Genomic DNA, 16,035 nt, shown 5'->3' with positions numbered 1-16,035 from the left:
GCTTCCCGGACCGTCGGATGCACCAGTTATTTTATTACCGTGTAGTCGACGCCGTACCACTTGACCGACAGCTTGCTGAGCGTGCCGTCGGATTGCATCCCTTTGACGGCCTCGGCGATCTTGTCGTTGAAATCCTTGTCGCCGTGCTCGGTCGCGACGGCGAGCGGCTCGTAAAATACGGGATCACCGATCCGCTTGATCGGATAGCCGGCCTTCTGTGCATCGAGGATGCTTGGCAACGAAGAGACGACGGCATCGAGACGGGTCCCGTCACCAAGACGCAGGTCGTCAAAAGCAGTTGTCGAGTTGGCATAGGACTTCACGTCCTTCGGCTTGAACTCGTACTTGAAGGGCGGCGCGCCGGCGGCATCGAGCGTTAGCTCGCCCTTGGCATAGGCTTCGAAGGTCGAGGTGGCAGTGGTACCGACAACCTTGCCATCGAGATCCGAAACCTTGGCCGCCTTGCTGTCGTTGTGCACGGCAACGGCAGCTGGGGTGTAATAGTAGACGGCCGGGAAATCGAAGATCTCGGCACGCTTCTTGGTTGGCGTCATCGAACCGACATGCATGTCCCAGCGGCCCGCCCAGTTGCCTGCCGTGATGATGTCCCAGCCCGGAGTGACGAATTCGACCTTCACGCCGAGGCGCCTGCCAATGTCCTTGGCAACATCGATGTCAAAGCCATCGAGTTCGTTCTTCTCGTTCATGAAGGATTGCGGTGCCCAGTTGGCGTCGGTCGCAACCTTCAGATCCTTGGCTGCCATGACGCGGTCGAGCACGGCACCGGCATTTGCCTGCATGGCACAAAAGGCAAGCGCAAGCGATGCTGCGGCTGCGGTAATCTTCGTCAGTCTGTTCATGCGATGGTTCCCTTTGTTGTCATTCTTCGTTCCCGGCGCAGGGGTCCAGTACCCTGAGCCGATCTTGGGGCGGAGAGACCGTTGCGTCTTTCCGCAATGTGAAGCAGAGGCAAGCCGTCTCACCTCGGTCGATGGACGTCAGAGTTCTCCTTTTTGCCGCATCTCGTCGCGGGCCGAACCGGCCACCCGGAACGCCTCGACCCCGGCTGGAATGCCGCAGTAAATGGCAATCTGAATAAGCGCCGCGCGAAGCTCGTCGTCGCTCAACCCGTTGCGGATCGCACCACGGAAATGGATGCCGAATTCATGCATGCGATTAAGTGCCGCCAGCATGCCGAGATTGAGAAGGCTGCGCTGCTTTAGGTCGAGCCCGTCATCCGTCCAGGCCTTTCCCCAGCAATATTCGTTAAGAACGTCCTGAAGTGAGGCAGAGAAGCCGTCGGCGCTTTCAATTGCTCGATCGACATACTCGTCGCCGAGAACCTTTCGGCGGATCGCTTCACCTCTCTTTCGCAACGTTTCATCCATGGGCCGGGTCCTTGCGGTTGAAGAAGCCGCGCATCAGGTTCGCCACCATTTCCGGTGCTTCAATCAGAATGGAGTGGCGCAGGCCAGGCAGGATCGCGAGCGCCGAGCCCGGAATGCGCTCGTGCATGTAGCGCGCCATGCGCGGATTGGACCCGGCATCGTCCTCGCCGGTTGCAATCAGCGTCGGGCAGCGGATCTGATCGAGGAAGCCGCCGAAGTCGGTTTCTGCAAGCACCCGATAGGCCGCGGCGTAGCATTCCGGATCGTTTTCGGAGTCACGCAGCTGCAGCCGTTCAATCACCTTCGGGTTCATCGCCTGGAAATCCTCCGTCAGCCAGCGCGACAGCGACGCGTTGTGATGGTCGGCAGGCGTTCCGGCCCGCAAGGCTGCCAGCCGCTCAAGCACCCGCGTGCGTTCGTCCGGCGTGCGTCCGGCAACGGTCGACAGCAGGACCAGCTTGCGAAGCCGGCCGAGATTCGTCAGGGCAAGACGCTGGGCTATCAGGCCGCCGAGCGAAAATCCGGCAAGATTGAATGTCGCGAAGCCTGCCCTGTCGGCGAGCGCCAGTGCCTCGTTGACGAAATCATCGATCTCGTAGCGACCTTTGACCCTGCTGGACTGGCCATGGCCGCGCAGGTCAAAGGTCAGTATGGTGAACTGGTCCTTCAAACGTTCGACGACGCCGGACCAGGCCTCAAGGTAGGACCCGACGCCATGGATCAAGACCAGCGGCTCGCCGCGCCCCTCGATCCGGTAGTTGAGCGTCACATCTCCAACGGTATGGCGCAAAGCCTCTGTCATGTCAGCCTGCCGCCGTCTTGCGTTGCATGTCCTTCTCTCGCGCGGCGAAGAAGGGCATGATTTCCTTGATGAACAGCTCAAGCGTGCGCTTCTGCAATTCAAACGGAAGGTTGAAGGTCAGTCCGAGGCAGTATTGATCGACGCCTGCGGCTTCAAAGACGAGCAGCTTTTCGATGGCCTCTTCCGGCGTGCCGAACATCAGGTTTTTTCGTATATTGTCCGGGTTGTAGTTGTCCTTGCCTCTGACCGCTTCGTAGGGCACCGCTTCTGGAAAGCCATTGTGGACCCTGCCGATATTCTGCATCAGGTTCTCGAAGGCGCGGCCATAGTCCATGCTGTGCTTTACCGCAGTTTCCCACCCGTCGGGCTTGTCGTAGACGCAGGTGCGGCGCTGCATCATGAAGCGCGGACGCGGCACCTCCGGGTGATCGGCGACGGCCTTGTGGAACTTGTCGGACAGGACCTGGATTTCGGCGGCAGGTGATGAAAGCGGCGTCGACAGGATGCTCGCGCCGTTGGCGATCGCCCAGTCAAAGGTTCCCGGATCGCGCGCTGCAACCCAGATCGGCGGATGCGGCTGCTGCAGCGGCTTCGGGACCGAAGTGGCGGTCGGGAATTTCCAGTAGTGCCCGTCATGGGCATAGTCGCCGGCCCAAAGCTTTTTAACCGCGGGTACGATCTCCTTCATGTAGGCGACGCCTTCCTGCTGCGGCATGCCGCCTGCCATCCGGTCGAATTCGTACTGGTATGAACCGCGGGCAATACCGAATTCCAGCCGGCCGTTGGTCAGGTGATCGCAAAGCGCTGATTCACCGGCGAGACGGATCGGGCTCCAGTACGGGGCAACGAGGGTCGAGGTACCGAGGCGGATTTCTTCCGTATGCTGTGCAAGCCAGACGAGGGTCTGGAACGGATTGGGAGAGATCGTACATTCGATCGTATGGTGCTCGGCCGTCCACAGCGCCTCGAACCCGCCCTCGTCTGCCATCCGCGCCAGGTGCAGGAGGTTGTTCCTGGTCGTCGACATCGCCACGCCAGGCGAGAAGCGTTCCATGGTCAGCGATACTGCGAATTTCATTTGCTAGCCTCCCCTTGGGGTTCAGTTTTCTGGTGACCGGTCACTTCAGGCGGATGACGAAGGGATCCTGCATGGCGCCCGAGTAGTCGATGATGACGTTCTTCAGGCGCGAGAACTCGTGCATGACCTCAAAGCCGCCACGCCGCCCATAACCGCTTTCCTTGAAGCCGCCATTGGCGGACATGAAGGAAGCCGAACGGTAGGTATTCACCCAGACCGTTCCCGCCTCGATCTGGTTGGCAAAGCGCAGTGCCCTGTCGATATCCTTGGTCCAGATGCCGGACGCGAGGCCGTAGGTGCTGTCATTGGCAAGGGCAATCATCTCCGCCTCGTCGCAAAACGGCATGACGCCGACCACTGGCCCGAAGATCTCGTCGCGCATGAAGCCCATGTCGTTTTGCGCCTCGACCATCACGGTCGGCTCGAAATACCAGCCCCCTCGTGCAAGCCCTTCCCTCTCCAGGCGCCGGCCACCGGCAGCGATCCGGGCGCCATCCCTGAGGCCTGATGCCACGTAGCCTTCGACTTTCTTGAGTTGGTCGGCGAGCGCCAGGGGACCGATATCGGTATCGTCGATCGTCGGCAGACCCACCTGAATTCGCTGGGTGCGCTCTACAAGCGCATCGATGAACCTGTCGTAGATGCTGGCTTCGACGAAGCAGCGCGAACCGGCGACACAGGTCTGGCCCGCGGCGGCAAAGACACCGGAAACAACGCCGTTCACCGCATGCTCGATCTCGACGTCGCCGAAGACGACATGTGGTGACTTGCCGCCGAGCTCCATCGAGCATGGAACGAGGTTTTGCGCTGCGTTACCCGCTATGCGACGACCAGTGGCAGTGCTTCCGGTAAAGACATATTTCGAGACCCCGGGATGACGGGTCAGCGCCTCACCCGCACTCTTGCCGGTGCCGGTCACGACGTTGACGACCCCTGCCGGGAAGCCAGCCTCGTGGATCAGTTCGGCAAGCGCCAGCGTCGAAGCACTTGCATGCTCTGATGGCTTGATGACGATGGTGTTGCCGATGGCAAGGCACGGCGCAAGCGTGCCGGTCAAAAGCATCAGCGGCGAATTCCACGGTGTGATCATGCCAACGACGCCGAGGGGTTCGCGCAGATTGAGATTCAAGGTGTCGAGGCGGTTGATCGGGATGGTGTCGCCCTGCAGCTTGTCGGCCATGCCGGCGAAATAGTGATAGCTATCGGGCATCGAACGCATCTGCGCCCGGCTTTCCTTCAGGAGCTTGCCGTTGTCGCGCGTTTCGATCTCGGCAAGGATGTCGGCATTCGCCCCCACAAGCTCGGCGAGACGGCGGACCAGAGCGCCACGATCAGTCTGCGTCATGCGCCGCCATGAAGGATTGCAAAACGCGGCCCTGGCAGCGGCGACAGCTGCCCCCACATCGTCGGCTTCGGCATCGGCAAATTCGTACCAGGGCTGACCCGTCGTCGGATCATAGCTTGCGATGTAAGTGCCGTTCTTCGGGGCGACGAATTCGCCGTTGATGAACAGGCGCTGGCGCGAACCTTGGATGGAGGCGACTGTTGTCTTCATGTCATTGTCCTTGGTCTTGGGAGGCGTGGATCCAGGAACGGGCTTCGCCGTCGATCATCGCAATGCGGCCGCCATCGTCGGAATCCATGTAGATGCCGAAGCGTCCGGCCTGCCGTTCGCGCACAAAGCGCCGCAGCATCGAACGCAGTTCATGGGTGGCGATCGCCTCGTAAGGCAGATCGTCGATCGCAAAGAAGCGGAGGTCGGCGGACAGGTTGCTGCCAGCCCCCTCGCCTGCCAGTCGGGCGCGGTAGACGAGATAGCCGGGATCGCTGTCGGCAACGTCGAAGACGGAATAGAGGAATGTCTCTTCCGGCACGAGGCGAAGAGCCTCACCACCTTCGACCACCAATTGGCTATCGGCCTTGCGCCGGCGGGCGGACGGCAGCACCCAGCCGCCCTTTCCATTGGAGCGTAGCAACAGACTATCGCCCGCTTCGATCAGATAGCCGATGATCATTCCATGCGAGGCAAGCCAGCCGGCAGGCAGCGGATCCTTGACGCTCGCATAACGACCCCGGCAGAAGCCGAGCGGCGCTGTCGGGCTCGTACCGAACGCACGAACCTCCCCGATCAGAACCGCATGGTCTCCAGCATCGACCGTGTTGTAGGTAGTGCAATCGAACCAGGTTAGACTGTCGGTCAGAACGGGTGCGCCGGTATGGATATGATCGTGAGTGACCGACTGGAATTTGTCCGGCGACTTCGATGCAAAGGTACCGGATACATCGACCTGGCCCTCATGCAGGATATTGACTGCGAAGCAGCCAGCATTGGTGAAAGCCTGGTAGCTGGAGGCGGATTTGGCGACGCAGACCAGAAGCAGGGGCGGGTCAAGCGAGACCGAGGTGAAGGAATTGGCGGTCATGCCACGTGGCGTGCCGTCTTCGTCGCGGGTGGTGATCACGGTCACGCCCGTCACGAAGGTTCCGAAAGCCCGTCGCAACGCGATCGGGTCAATCGGCGCATCCGCCCTTGCCGTTGTCTCCGCCATTCCGTTGCGCCTCCTCCGTTGGTTTCAGGAGAAGCTACCGTTGCCGTCGTCGACGTTCTTCCGTCGCTTCGCTGGAACAGAGGAAAAGCCTCTCCTGCGAACCGCAGGAAGTGAGTGGACGGCGCAAAGCGACAGCGTGCAACAGCTGTGTCGTGTTTGCGCAAAGTGCAGGGGGTCTATTTTTCGGTGGCCACGCGGTTGTCGATAACGCCGTAGAGCCGGATCGCCAGCTCGATGGCGAAGCGCTTTTCAGGTGTCTCGACATCGACCCCAAAGAGATCCTGGATGCGCGACAGCCGGTAGCGGAGGGTCGTCACATGCAGGCCCATCGTATCGGCACAGGCCTGGCTGCGACACCCCTCCTGCAGATAGGTGGAGAGGGTTTGGAGATAGGGGGTTCCGTTCTCGCGATCATGCTCGGCAATCTGGCCGACGCTATCATGAACAAAGCTGCGCACATCGCCTGCTTCCGACGCGGCGACCAGCATCGGCAGTGGCCCGAAGTCCTGCGCCGAAACCGCACCGGTCAGACCAAAGGACCGACCAATGCGGATCATCCGGCTGCAGCGTTCCCAGGCGGGGGGATAATCGGATAGCGCGGCACAGCGGTTCCCCGCCACGACGACCGGCGCTTCGTCGAAATAGCGGGCGAGTTCTTCGGCGATGCGACGCGTGAGTTTTGTGGTCCGCTCCTGCCTTTTGCCTGCATCATAGGGCACGAGGCAGACGACGCCGCCATCGATGGCGATCAGGTTTGCCTGCACCGATGCCTGCTGCATGATGCGCGCCAGCGTATGCTCGACGTCGATGGACGCACCGCCGAAGGTTTTCGTTTTTTCCGGAAAATCGACAACGATCATCTGCTGGGGTGTCGCGAAATTAAGCCCCAGCCGCTGGGCGCGTTGGGCGACATCACCGGCATTGCGCCATCGTGCCTCGACAATTTCGAAGAACAGCTCCGTCTGGGTGCGGGTCTCGAAGCGGAAACGGATGAAGCTGCGCATCATCTGGACGCTCAGAGCAAACTTGGCGCTGTCGAGCATCAAATGGTCGAGATCGCTGAACTCACGCAGGGTTGGGAAGATGATCAGCGCCCCGACGAGCTGGTTGTCGACCATCAGCGCCTCGATGCGGGCGGAGATCTTGAAGCGCTGGTTACCGTCATCGAGAAAGATGCTCGCCGCATCCGATGTGCCCTGCCCGATCGCCTCCCGCGCCGCCTTCATCAGCGGGCGCGCGAAAACAGTAGACGCTGCCTCCTGCCATGCCGCCTCATCATAAAGCGCGTTTGGCGGGCGTCCGGCGATGACCTGGTTGGCCGTGAAATCGACGACGATCGTCGGGTTCGAAAGCATCATGCCCACCATCGCCGAAAGCGGTGCGACCGACCCGTCGCTCAACACATGCTCAAGGAGTGATGTATGCGCCTGCAGCGCGCGCTCCAGTCGCTGCGCGGAGCGCTTTTCGGCTTCGAGACGATGCTCGCGGTCGACGGCAATGGCCCCCATGTGAATGATGGCGCTCAGGAAGGCAAGGTCATCCTCGCAAACCTCGGTGATCTGGCGGGATATGACACTGAGCACCATCGGACGGCCCTCGGCGTCCTTGCAGTTCATCGGCAGGACGACCACCGTCCGGTAGTCACGCTCGAAGGCCTCCTTGCGATAGCCTGGAAACTCGACGGATTCGCGGGCATCGCGAATATAGACCGGCTCGTTGCGCTGTAGGGCGATCAAGGACGGACTTGTCGCCAGCTCCCATTTGTCCGGAAGGTGCCGCTCGATCAGCGTCGGGTCATAGCGCACGATGACATGCGCATAACCGTGGGCAGCGTCGATGCCCATGATGGAACCGAGCGCCCAATTGGCATGGCGACAGGCTGACGCGATGAGTTGCTGCAGCACGGTCTGAAGATCGCCGCCGCTGTTGATTTGGCTGGCGACGTCGCGGAGCGACAATATCCGGGATTTCTGTTCCAACTCAGCTCGTCTCTCCAGATTGACCATTCATTGCGAATGCGGGAGAGACAAGTCTACTCGGTTTCAATGAAACCTGCAGCGAATCTTTCCGCCAAATTGAGGAAGACCCCGCTGGTGGCCGCGCTAATGTTGGGCGCAATCTCAACAATTCGAATTGGCGCATCTATGACGATCGGCATCCGGAAGATCTCAACGTTCCTGGAAGAAACGCTGGTGGAGGGCGGCAGGGCCGCACCACGCCCCGCCAATGTTGTCGTGGTGGCGGCGGTGATCAGGAACCCATGGGCTGGCCGCGGCTTTGTCGAGGATCTGAGGCCGGAAATCATCCGCATTGCCGGCGAGCTCAGCCACGAGATGACGGATCGGCTGTTACGACAGATGCGACCTGAGGCGATCGAGGCCTGCGGCAAGGCCGCAGCAGTTGGCATTCATGGGGAGATCGAACATGCCTCGGCAATGATCCACACGCTCCGTTTTGGAAATCCATTCCGTGAAGCGATCGGTGGTACCAACTATCTCGAGTTTACCAACACCCGCAATGCCCCGGGAGCTCTGCTGAGCTTGCCGATGATGCACAAGAGCGAGAACGGCAAGCGCTCCCATTTTCTCACCGCCAACTTCCAGATTGCCGATGCGCCGGGACCGGACGAGATCATCGTCGCGATCGGTGCGTCCGACAGCGGACGAGCCCACGCGCGCATTGCCGATCGTTTCCAGGATATCGCCGAAATGGAAGCAGAGAAGGGCGCTTCGCTCCAGAACGCCCGATGAGCTCGGCGATGAAGCTTGATGCGATCGACCTGCGCATACTCGACGCAATCCAGCGCGACGGTCGCATCACGAAACTGGCTCTCGCCGAAAAGGCGGGGCTTTCTGCCACCCCCTGCTGGATGCGCCTACGAAAGCTGGAGAGGGCTGGCATAATCATCGGCTATCATGCACAGCTGTCGCTGCGCCGGGTTGCGCCCGTTAGCAACGTCATGGTCCAGTTGACGCTTTCAAACCATCGGCAAGCCGATTTCGATCGGTTCGAACGAGCAATCCGCGAGATCCCGGAAATTGTCAGTTGCTGGTCGGTCGGCGGCGGTATCGATTATATCCTGAAGATCGTCGCGGCAAATATCGATGCCTATCAGCGACTGATCGATGAGCTTCTCGACCGGGAACTTGGCATATCCCGCTACTTCACCTACATCGTCACCAGGACCGTCAAGGAAGGTCCTATTGTTCCGGTATCGCTGCTGCTGGCCGACGACACTTGTACGGCCGCGGCTTTGTGATAGCTAGCACCTAAAAACCCGCCAGCATTCCCACCACTGCTGCAACCAACCTCGGCGCGTCGCGTTCTTCACGTGCAAATCCGAGATGCGACAATGAAAACCATTCTGCCTGTTGCGGCCGTAACCATGGCTTTGTCTGCTGGCGCCACTCTCGCCCAACGCAAAGAGGTGCGCCGTCGGCGCCCAGCAGACGCGCAAATTGAAACGGGAAACTGGCCGATGGCTATCGAGCACTCGTCCGTCGACGAGGAGGAGTCGCCACTCCAAACCGTCCGTATCATCGGCCAGACCGCCAGCTCCGCCGCCCGAGGCAGCGTTGGTGCACAAGCTGCCGAGATTCTTGAACGCGTTGATGCTCTCCTCTCAGCGGAAGGCACAGACAAGTCAGATCTGATCCAGGCCATATTTGGCGCCGCGATCTCCGGTCATTTGCCGAAATGAACACCGTTTGGGAACGTTGGGTGCCTCCAGGCATAACCCCTCGCCGAACAACGTTCGAAGCTCACAAATATGCCCCCCATGCGATCTTCGGATCGACATCATCGCCTGGCGGAGGAGCCAGGAACCTACTTAGTCATAAAGCCGTTGAGGATGGCCATTGAACAGACAGCGCCGCCTCTCCTGAACTCGCTAAACGTGGTGCGGTTCTGCAATGCTTGGCGTTGCCTCCATTACGAGATTGCGGACGCCACGGATTCAGCCAACTGGCTCTGTGTAAAGGGTTTCGCCAGTCTGGGCAGATCACGGGACACGCCGCCTGGGATTTCCGCATATCCGCTGGCAAGAACGACGGGCAGGCCGGGTAGCCGTTTGCCTATTTCCGCGGCAAGCTCGCCACCAGTCATTCGGGGCATGGCATGGTCGGTTACGACCAGATCTGGCAGCGGCCCTTGTTCCAGGAGCCGAAGCGCCTCCTCGCCAGAATACGCCTGCAATGTCTTATGACCGAGATCCTCCAGCATCAGGACGGTATTCATCAGGACAAGCGCATCGTCATCGACGACAAGCACGGTGAGTTCCCGCAGTAAAGGCACGCTGGAAGTATCAGGGTGCACGTCCGGCTCGATCGCCTCCCCTTCCTCTGCCAGAGGCACCCATAGTTCGGCGGTGGTTCCTCCTCCAGGGGACGAGTTCAGAGCGAGCGCACCTCCGCCCTGAGCCATCAGTCCTTGGACCATCGACAGACCCAGTCCGGTGCCTTTGCCTATTCCCTTGGTGGTGAAAAAGGGCGCCGTCGCCTTCTCCAAGGTCTCAGCATCCATCCCCTCGCCGTCATCCGTCACGCTCAGGCATACGAATTCTCCTTGAATACCTTTCCCCTCAGCTTTGCGAACCGACTGCTTTCTGGCCGAGAGCATGATGACGCCACCACGAGGCATGGCGTCGCGCGCGTTTACCACCAGGTTCAGGAGTGCGGTCTCCAATTGGTTGCCGTCGGCTTGAACTCTCGGCAGAACAAGCGGAAAGCTCGTGACGATTTCGATAGAGGGGCCAATCGACCTCTGAAGCAGGCCGGCCATTCCCTTCACGAGGTCGGACACGTCCACAGGCTCGAGCTTGAGTTCTTGCTTGCGGGAGAAGGCAAGCAACCGCTGTGTCAGGGCGGCACCGCGCTTCGCCCCTTGGAGGGCGTTCTCGATCAGATCGGCATTGTCCTGACCCGCAAGAGCCCGTTTCTTCGCGATCTCGAGGCTGCCCAGTATGGCCATCAGCAAATTGTTGAAATCATGCGCGACACCGCCAGTGAGCTGGCCTACGGCTTCCATCTTCTGAGCCTGAAAGAGTTCGAGCTGTGCTCGTTCGAGAGCTTCCTGCGACTGCCGCTTCTCGGTGATGTCGCGTGTGATCTTGGCAAAACCGATAAGCGTGCGATCTTCGGCAAGGATTGCATCGATGATTACATTCGCCCAGAAGCGCGTCCCGTCTTTTCTGACCCGCCAGCCTTCCCTTTCGAACCGGCCCTCGCATGCGGCGATTTCTAGCGCCCTTCTTGGCAGGTCATCGGCCTTGTCCTCGTCGGTGTAGAACTGCGAGAAATGCCTTCCGATGATCTCCTCTGGCTCGTACCCCTTGATGCGGCGAGCCCCTGCATTCCAGCTCGATACGTGACCATTCGGATCGAGCATATAGATCGCGTAGTCGGTCACGCCTTCGACCAGAAGACGAAACTGCTCCTCGCTCCGGTTCAAATCTTCGGTCTGCCTACGCTTTAAAGGGTCAATGGCCATGCGGAATTCCAATTGCGTGTTTTTCGGGTAACTAGACCTCTGTCGTTCATTCGCAAGTCCAGCAGGCCCGACGCAAGCGCAATGGCTCGTTTACCCCCAGCCGATCGAAGGTATCGGCAAAAGAATCAATGGCCTGCCTAGGTGCTTGACCGAGCCTTCGAGGCGCGCGCCAGTCGACCCTAGTGCATCCCGTTTCCGCTGCAAACCTTCCCCCGACTTCGCAGTAAGCTCGATTACGTTGGCGGCAGGTAACGCCCGGTGACCTCTCCCTGTCCGCGAAACGATACGCGTCCGCGTTTGTTCCACCACGTTATCGGCTCCACCAGATGATCACGACCAGCACTTTGGTCTTGACCGTGCTTGGGCCAAACGCTGTGCAGCGGACCAGCGGCGTTGCCCGACGTCCCGCCCGCACGATTCAACGCGTTCGTCAGGATGAGGCTGCAGGCGCGTTCGACGAAGGGCAGATTTTGATATGAACAAGCGGCACCCGTGTGTCGCGACTATCATATTGGGATCATGGCAACCGCCGTTGCTCGTCATGCGATGTTAGGTGTCGGCGACCGTGTGTTGTCTCCGCAGCTCACCGAGAGCGACCGGTCGTGGGGAGATTATCTCGTATCGCATTCACAAACGACTTCGGGGACACTGTCAGTGTGGGGACCAGCCTTCGGCTGGTGAACGATGGCAGACTTCTGCTCGAGATAGAGGAGGTTGAGGAGGTCCACCAGGTCGTCAGCTTCTTCCCAATCGAGCGAATTGATCCGCACGTCGCCGACGACCGCGACCAAGCCCGTCGTCCTGTCAACGATCGCCCAGCGATTTGTCCCATCCCGACTGGCTTGAATTTCGAATCGTGTGAGCATGGGCGCCTGTTTAACGAAAGCTCTGGCCGTTGGGAATTGTTCGCTATCGAGCTGAACGCGATGAGACAGCCAGTCTCATAAGGCCTTTCGGCTTCTTCGACAACCTTCAAACTGCCACTGCAGTGTTTAAGTGCACCGTCTGTTACCCTCAGATCTGCAGCAATCCCCGAGATCGTCGCCCAACTGTCCGGGAAACCCGAAGCGAAACGGCCACGCGGCGACGCGGACTTCCCACAAGGACAATAGATCCGCCAAAGGAGCACCGATTCCAACCACGCCGTCCGTTCCGTTTGCAGCCGGAGGATCGGCATAGACATAGCTGATCTGGTTGCTGCGCGTGCCTTTGACAAAAGTATTCGGCGAAAGGCGTTTCATCGTCGCCAAACGCTTGAGCGTGTTGGCGCGCTGAGCCACAAAGCACGCGGCTGCCAGGTTACTTCCGTTGGTTGCGACCGAGCCCTGGGCTGTCGTACAGCCACAAAAGGGCGATCGCCAGTAATGTTGCAAGCACCGCAACCGGAGCTGCGCGTCCAGCACGACCCACAATTAGATCGATGTTCATGTCAGTGCCTGAGATAGATCCATTGGCACTCGCCATTCGACATGTGTGCTATCTGAAAAATCACGATTGCAGTGCCTTGTTGATCGCGGCGATGAGAGCGGCTCCTGCAAACGGTTTTTGCAAATATGCAATGCACCGCGTCCGCTCGGCGGCCTTCTTCAGGAGCTCGTCCTCGAGGGCAGTGATAAATATGACGGGCAGCGTTGAACCAGCCATGTTCAACTTCGACTGCAATTCGAGACCGGTGATCCCCTCCAGATCGATATCCAACACGAGACAATCAATCGCAGCCTCCGAATCTCTGTTGAGAAAGGCCTCAGCCGATGCGTACTCGACGGCCGAAAACCCGTAAGCATTTACAAGCCGTGCGACGCTTCGGCGAAGACTCCCGTCATCATCGACGACAGCCACTGTACGGCTCTTCTTTCCCACCTCAGGCCCTCCACGTGAAAGTGCGCGAGATCCGATGGGTCACTGTAGGCGTGTTGGCGGTTGGGGGATATTGCCCTAAGGGGAAAACCCATCGATCATGGCTCTGAACCTCCCGCAGGACGGTCGACGAAACCCGCATTTGCCGCAATCAACACTACGTCGGCCAGCGAGCGTGCTCCGAGCTTCTCCATCACCTGGTGGCGGTGAACCTTGACGGTTCGCTCAGATATGCCAAGCGCGAAGGCTATCTGCTTGTTAAGCTGCCCACGCACGATCATCTCGAAAACGCTGGTTTCCCGCAGGCTCAAGCTCTTCACCCGCATTTGCTGCGCCTTGATATGCTCGCGCTGCGCCCGCCGCTTTTCAGATCGATTGAGCGCACGCTCGATCGTCTCAATCAGGACCGCTGCAGAACCTGGTTTCTCCAGAAAATCCTCGGCACCTGCCTTCATCGCCTCAACGCTTGCCTTGATATCTCCTTCTCCGGTGAGAAAGACGATCGGAAGCAGCGGCGCCCTGTCCCGCAATTGCTGTTGAATTTCCAAACCGGACAGCCCAGGCATTTGCAGGTCAAGCAGAACACAGCCGGTCGCGCCGTCTTCCACGCAAGCCAGGAACTCGTCTCCGGACCCGTACCCCCTGACTGTGCGCCCATAAGCCGAAAGCAGCCTCTCGGTCGCAATACGGTAGGATTGGTCATCATCGACAATATGGACGATCGGTTTCATTCCGGTTCCTCCTGCCGCTTGACCAAAGGCAGGTCTATACGAAAAATCGCGCCACCCTCAGGCAGGTTGTAGGCTGATATCGCGCCACCATAGGTCTCAACAATGGCCCGCGCTATGGAAAGGCCAAGGCCTGTCCCTGCCTGCTTGGTTGTATAGAAAGGCTCAAATATACTGGGCAGACAGTCTTCTGGTATTCCTGTGCCGGTATCGGCGACACACAGGGCCGCCCTGTCATTTGATACGCCCGTTATGAAGGTCAAGGTCTTTCGCACCCGTGCAACCTCCGACATGGCGTCCATTGCGTTGGCCGCAAGATTGAGGACGACCTGCTGCACGTGGACCTTGTCGGCGCGGACCATGAGCTTGTCGGCCGCCTCGGTCGCCTTCAACGTGACCCCTCGCCGTTCCGCCTCCCCGTGGATGATTTGAATGGCACTCGAAGTAACGTCGTTGAGGTCGAACTCCTGCCAATCGATGTCGCTTCTCTTTTTCAGAAGCCCCCTCATCCTGCCGATGATGTCGCTTGCCCGCTTGTCGTCTTCCTGGATGTCGACCATAATCTGCTGGATCAATTGCAGGTCCGGGCTCCTCCCCCGGAGCAATTCGGACGCGGCCTCAGCGTTGTTGCGAATGGCTGACAGCGGCTGGTTCAGCTCGTGGGCGATCGACGAAGACAGGGCTCCCGCTGTTGCCGACTGGTTCAGGTGAACGGCTTCGAGCAGGTGAATGCGCGCCCTGCTCTCTGCTGCACGACGACGGCGCCGCTCCAGCAACAGAATGGCGATGACGGTTGCCTGCATCGTTACGACACCGAATGTCGCTGTCACCACCAGCCAGTGCTCCTGCCAGAGGCTCATTTTCTGGTGCATTATGATTGTGCCGGCTGGCAGGTTCTGCAGCGAAAGGCCCCAGCGCTGCAATTGCCGCGCATCGGCAAAATAGGTCTGAGGTGCGTCGACATCCTGCCCCGGTCTGCCGGCAATCGCATTGAGGACCAGATCGGCAACGGTTTGACCGAGGCTATCGAATGTGACGGTGTTGCCTCCGACAACACCATAGTCGACGTAGGTTTGATAGGGCCCGTAGATCGGTGCACTGGCAGTCGCTGCGATCTGCCTGACGGCCTCGCGTGGGATGAAATTGCGGCCGGTCCTGTCCTTGAAGATCGTCAACATAAGGATAATGCTATCCCTTGGCACGTGAGCTGATCGGTCGACAAACTCGTCAATCGTCAGATCTTCCACATATGTCGTGTCATAACGGGCGGCGAACTCGCCAAGAGCGGCGCGCGCCGATGCCAGCCATTCCCGGTCGAAGTCTGCCGATCCGCCGATGATATAGAGGTGACGGGCGTCTGGCTGGAGGCGGCGGGCCATCTCCGCGGTTTTCAGGATGTCGAAGGTTGAGAAGGCACCGATCACCTCCTTCGGCAGGCCGATCTTTTCTGCAGTCGAGCTGCCGAAACCGGCCGCGACTATTTTCGCACCGGGAGCAATCGCGTCCCGATTCGCCGTTATGAAGATGGCGGCTTCTTTTCCGAGGGCAACGACGACATCGGGGCGACGAGCTTCGTATTTTCTGGCGAGGTACTCTCCCATGCGTTTGGCATGATCGGTTTCCGGAAACCTTGATAGATCCAGGAACTCGGAAAACAGGTCGATCCTGCTGTTCGTCGCCTCGATCAGGCGGCTTCGCAGTGCTTCTCCGGCAACGGTCGTTGCCACGATCCTCTCGTCATAGGGGTAGACAATAAGGATGCGTGGTGCCCGGCCTGCAACGGGGGGGAGTATTTCGGAGGCGGCGGGAAAGCAGTTGAATGCAACGAACAAGATCGTCGCCAGCCAAAGCCTGGTATATTGAGTTCGAACCCGTGCTTCGCCCCAACACATTTGTCCGCCCCCCAAAGGCGGGCAAACAATAACAGCTGCCCGCTGTAGTGTCACCTACCGAAATACTACTGATGATTGCCCGGATTCCCTAAAGGGCAATTTCGGCGGATTCCCGCATCGAGTAGGATCTGCTCCGGTCGGCTGGAGCACACTCCCCTTATCATTCGACCGCTTGAAGCCCGCCCGGGTGAGTTGATGCGGGCGTAGCCACCGTCGTCAATCCAGGCATCCAATGGAAGGATTTGAGATGAGTA

Annotated in this window: 15 protein-coding genes; 3 read left to right on the top strand and 12 right to left on the bottom strand. The window is 59.5% G+C overall.

Translation table 11 applies throughout. The annotated features are described in order from the left end of the window. Positions 1-26: 26 nt before the first annotated feature. The 7 genes from FHT76_RS27855 to FHT76_RS27825 all read right to left on the bottom strand — a co-directional run bounded on the left by FHT76_RS27855 (position 27) and on the right by FHT76_RS27825 (position 7,796). Positions 27-860 (bottom strand): transporter substrate-binding domain-containing protein, encoded by an 834-nt coding sequence (locus tag FHT76_RS27855; RefSeq protein WP_259186039.1) that lies wholly within the window; start codon positions 858-860, stop codon positions 27-29. A 138-nt stretch (positions 861-998) separates the two neighbouring features. After that, a complete protein-coding gene (locus tag FHT76_RS27850) occupies positions 999-1,388 on the bottom strand; it encodes a carboxymuconolactone decarboxylase family protein (protein WP_259186037.1) in 390 nt (129 codons plus the stop codon). Then, entirely contained in the window at positions 1,381-2,190 is an 810-nt protein-coding gene (locus FHT76_RS27845; RefSeq protein ID WP_259186035.1) for an alpha/beta fold hydrolase, read from the bottom strand. The genes FHT76_RS27850 and FHT76_RS27845 overlap by 8 nt, the downstream gene beginning before the upstream one ends. Position 2,191: 1 nt before the next feature. Further along, positions 2,192-3,268 (bottom strand): LLM class flavin-dependent oxidoreductase, encoded by a 1,077-nt coding sequence (locus tag FHT76_RS27840; protein ID WP_183756634.1) that lies wholly within the window; start codon positions 3,266-3,268, stop codon positions 2,192-2,194. Positions 3,269-3,308: 40 nt separating this feature from the next. Then, on the bottom strand, positions 3,309-4,823 hold the full coding sequence (locus FHT76_RS27835) for an aldehyde dehydrogenase (protein WP_259129913.1): 1,515 nt from the start codon (positions 4,821-4,823) through the stop codon (positions 3,309-3,311). 1 nt (position 4,824) lies between these two features. Continuing rightward, on the bottom strand, positions 4,825-5,817 hold the full coding sequence (locus tag FHT76_RS27830) for a flavin reductase (RefSeq protein WP_183756632.1): 993 nt from the start codon (positions 5,815-5,817) through the stop codon (positions 4,825-4,827). Positions 5,818-5,993: 176 nt separating this feature from the next. Beyond that, a complete protein-coding gene (locus FHT76_RS27825; protein ID WP_259186033.1) occupies positions 5,994-7,796 on the bottom strand; it encodes a helix-turn-helix domain-containing protein in 1,803 nt (600 codons plus the stop codon). 165 nt (positions 7,797-7,961) lie between these two features. Between FHT76_RS27825 and FHT76_RS27820 the strand changes: the two genes are divergently transcribed. The 3 genes from FHT76_RS27820 to FHT76_RS27810 all read left to right on the top strand — a co-directional run bounded on the left by FHT76_RS27820 (position 7,962) and on the right by FHT76_RS27810 (position 9,517). Beyond that, positions 7,962-8,567 (top strand): amino acid synthesis family protein, encoded by a 606-nt coding sequence (locus FHT76_RS27820; protein ID WP_259129909.1) that lies wholly within the window; start codon positions 7,962-7,964, stop codon positions 8,565-8,567. Between the two features lie 8 nt (positions 8,568-8,575). Beyond that, complete coding sequence (locus tag FHT76_RS27815) at positions 8,576-9,076, top strand: Lrp/AsnC family transcriptional regulator (protein ID WP_259129907.1); 501 nt, start codon at positions 8,576-8,578, stop codon at positions 9,074-9,076. A gap of 93 nt (positions 9,077-9,169) precedes the next feature. After that, positions 9,170-9,517, top strand: a complete 348-nt coding sequence (locus FHT76_RS27810; RefSeq protein WP_259129906.1) for a hypothetical protein — start codon at positions 9,170-9,172, stop codon at positions 9,515-9,517. A 230-nt stretch (positions 9,518-9,747) separates the two neighbouring features. Here FHT76_RS27810 and FHT76_RS27805 read toward each other — a convergent pair whose 3' ends face one another. From FHT76_RS27805 to FHT76_RS27785, 5 genes are all read right to left on the bottom strand, one after another. Beyond that, entirely contained in the window at positions 9,748-11,304 is a 1,557-nt protein-coding gene (locus FHT76_RS27805; protein WP_259186031.1) for a PAS domain S-box protein, read from the bottom strand. A gap of 611 nt (positions 11,305-11,915) precedes the next feature. After that, a complete protein-coding gene (locus FHT76_RS27800) occupies positions 11,916-12,170 on the bottom strand; it encodes a hypothetical protein (RefSeq protein WP_259129903.1) in 255 nt (84 codons plus the stop codon). 622 nt (positions 12,171-12,792) lie between these two features. Beyond that, positions 12,793-13,164, bottom strand: coding sequence for a response regulator transcription factor (locus FHT76_RS27795; RefSeq protein WP_259129901.1), 372 nt, complete (start codon positions 13,162-13,164; stop codon positions 12,793-12,795). Positions 13,165-13,259: 95 nt separating this feature from the next. Further along, positions 13,260-13,892: a response regulator transcription factor gene (locus FHT76_RS27790; RefSeq protein ID WP_259129898.1), complete on the bottom strand. Its 633-nt coding sequence runs from the start codon at positions 13,890-13,892 to the stop codon at positions 13,260-13,262. Further along, the gene (locus tag FHT76_RS27785) at positions 13,889-15,781 is read right to left on the bottom strand and encodes an ATP-binding protein (protein ID WP_405049518.1); all 1,893 of its coding nucleotides are present in this window, start codon (positions 15,779-15,781) and stop codon (positions 13,889-13,891) included. Before FHT76_RS27785 ends, FHT76_RS27790 begins: the two co-directional genes overlap by 4 nt. Positions 15,782-16,035 lie beyond the last annotated feature (254 nt).

This window comes from Rhizobium sp. BK176 (assembly GCF_024808055.1).
Note: the sequence above shows the minus strand (reverse complement) of the source record. Positions and strands in the feature narration are given on the sequence as shown.